Origin of the sequence: Flavobacterium sp., from assembly GCF_044368625.1 — a bacterium.
In the GTDB taxonomy this organism is placed as follows: Bacteria; Bacteroidota; Bacteroidia; order Flavobacteriales; family Flavobacteriaceae; genus Flavobacterium.
This window is the reverse complement of sequence record NZ_JBIPPD010000298.1, coordinates 1-3074: the sequence shown is the minus strand read 5'-3', so window position 1 is coordinate 3074 and position 3074 is coordinate 1. Positions and strand designations below refer to the sequence as shown.

Below are 3074 nucleotides of genomic sequence, written 5' to 3'. Positions count from 1 at the left end.
AAACCTTTTAGAAGAACATAAAAAATACCTAGACTTAATTGATGCTACTAAAGTGCAATACGATAGAAGTTTAAGTTATGCTATGGCTCAAAAGGATTTTTACGAAAGTGCTAAAGAAGGTAAAAGTCTTCAGGCAAACATCAAAGAGCAAATTCAAATTGTAGAAAGAAAGATTGATGATATTCTAAACAAGGAAATACTATTTATAGACCAATCAGAAAAATTCCTTAATGATATTGAAATTCAAGTTTTCATACCAAAGTTAATTACCATTGTTCAAAACGAAATAGAATTAATACTTTCGGAAAAAAGTCAACAGATAAATAATGATTTTATAGAACCTGAACAGATTAGTTTAGTTTCAGATAAAGTATTAGAGTTCTTAAAAGAACACCATTTAATAATTGCCGAATTAACTGCTGAACAAAAAAATAAATTAGCGGATTACATTATTAAAAAATCAAGACAAAATAACAAGGATACTGAATACGATTATATTGATAAGAATGATGTCATCCATTTTGAACAGTTATTGGGTTGGTCAAGCATCAATCAATACAACATATTGGTGCAGCAAAAAAGTAGTTTAGAAAAAGAAATTGCTTCACTACCTAATTTGAAAATTCAATTATTAGATTTAAGAAAAAATGATATGGGTGGTGGTGAAGAAATTATCCAAAGCTATGATGCAAATGAATTAAAGATAAAAGAATATAAAGAGGATATCAAAAATTACCAATCGGAAATAGAGCGTTTAGACACCAAAATTAAAAGATTTGATTTGTCAGATGAAGAAGTGCCAAATCCTAAACTTGAAATACTGAAAAAGTTAGGCCCATTATTTTCAAATATTTCCAATGCGTTGTTAAAAAACAAAAAAGCACGTATTGAGGAGGCAATGAAAAATGATTTAAATACAACTTTAGTAGTATATGAAAATCAGATAGATCGTGTAGTGTTGTCAGAAGATTTAAGCAATCTTTCATTCAAAATTTACCACAAAGCTGGAAATGAAATATACCTTGATGAATTAAATGCAGCTTCAAAACAAATAATAATCCAGGTACTTTTAAAATCATTGCATTATTTCGGAGATTACAATCCACCAGTAATGATTGACACCGTTTTTGGATATTTAGACGAAAGTAGTCGAGCTTCATTACTCGAAAATTACTTCCCTAAATTATCACATCAAACCATTTTATTAAGTACGGATAGTGAAATTAGAAAGTCTGTTGATTTGAGTAAAATCGAAAATTTCATTTCAAAAAAATTCACTCTAGTAAGAGACAAGGAAAATCAATTAACAGAAGTAGTTGAAGGCTATTTTCCTAATTAATTTTAAGTAGTTATGGCAGCAATAGAAACAGGATTACGACAAGCGGAAGCATTGAATTCAAAAATGAATGATTTGCGAGAGCGTTTAGAGAAGCACATCAATTTAAAACACTATACCGATAATCATAAAAATGTAAGTCCTAAAGGAAATGCAAAACTGATGCGTATTTGTTTAATTGCGGGATTGTCCGATAATGAGAAAAGAAACAAAGAAGTACTCAATATTCAAATGTCGTCCAACAGTATTCATCCAACACTATTTACGGTTCACAATCTAAATGGAATGCTGTCTTCAATGATAAAGTTACGATATCACGATTTAGAAATAAATTGGGAAGATAACATTACAAAAAGTAAAGTCGTTAATGCGGAGATTTTCAGAGGCTTTGATATGCTGATGAAAGGCGATACATTACACGAATGGCTAAAAGTAAGTACAACAGCTTCAATAAAAGCAGGACAGATACCATTATTAAACTTAAACATTGGAAATTATGATGGGGATATTAGTGCTTATTTAGATATGAATAGTAAAAATGTAACTAACACTCAAATTCTTATTGCAGGTTCTACAGGTTCTGGAAAATCAAACCTTTTAGCCGTTTTAATGAATGAAATGCGTTCGCTTTCTGTAGAAAGTAATTATCCAGTAAATTTCCTTTTCTTCGATTACAAAGGAGAGTTTTCAGATATTGCTAATAATGATTGGTTGCAACATTTTGAAGTAAATCGTTCGGCTATTTTAGATCCAATGGTAGAACCTTTACCATTTACACCTTTCAAAGATTTTGTAGGTAAAACACAAAACGAAATCAATCTATACTCAACAGAATTGGCAAATGCTTTGTTGTCTATTGATAAAGCTACGATTAGTGCTAATATGGGAGAAAGACTTTCCTCTGCTATTATAAATACTTACAAAGAGACAAAAGGCAAACCAATTAATTTTACTCAAATTATTGAAAGTTATACTGACCTTCAGCCACCAAAAGATAGAGAAAAAACAGATAGTGTGAAAGCTGTTCTTAACCAATTAGAGCGTTCTAATCTTTTTACTAACGAAGACCGTATCGATTTAATTGGAAACAGTTTCATAGTAAAAATGGATAAATTCCCAAATGATGGTCCAATCGGAAAAGCAATAGTATATTTCATAGTATCAAAACTAAATTCCATCTATGAAAATCTTCCAGTACAAGCCAATGATAAAGAAAAAGTAGAATTAAGACACTTTACAATTATTGATGAAGCCCATTATATGTTAGGATTTGATAACAAACCACTTCGTGATTTGATTGCAGTAGGTCGTAACAAAGGAATGAGTATAATTCTGGCTACTCAAAATATGGATGCTTATAAAAGCAAACATTTTGATTTCTATGCCAATGCTCAATACCCTCTAATAATGAAGCAGCAATCCATTAATGATAGTGTTTTAAAAGATATGTATGGCGTAGCTGGAAACGATTTGGTTGAAATAAAACAAGCTATTGCAGGACTTCAAAAAGGAGAATTAATTATCAAAAACAACGAAGCAATTATACTGGGTTTTGGTAAGAAGTTTAAGAAAATTATGGTTAGGCACTTGATATAATTAAATTTATTTCAACTGACCTCAATAACATAAAACACATAACTATGCCACTAAAACCAATTAAACTTATCGGAGAACAGAAAAGAGTTTTGTTTTTACAAGTTACAGAACCTATTCAAATAAAAGGAGTTGCAGGTAGTGG

Annotated in this window: 2 protein-coding genes; both read left to right on the top strand. The window is 30.3% G+C overall.

Going from position 1 to position 3074, the window contains the following annotated elements:
* Positions 1-1339 (top strand): hypothetical protein (locus ACIQ2X_RS15190; protein WP_396179807.1); only part of this gene is annotated, 1339 nt, incomplete at its 5' end.
* A 12-nt stretch (positions 1340-1351) separates the two neighbouring features.
* Positions 1352-2932, top strand: a complete 1581-nt coding sequence (locus ACIQ2X_RS15185) for an ATP-binding protein (protein WP_396179806.1) — start codon at positions 1352-1354, stop codon at positions 2930-2932.
* Positions 2933-3074 lie beyond the last annotated feature (142 nt).

What these genes read in the sequence shown, in the direction of transcription:
- ACIQ2X_RS15185 (WP_396179806.1), top strand. Translation starts at nt 1,352, where the DNA reads ATGGCAGCAATAGAAACAGGATTACGACAAGCGGAAGCATTGAATTCA.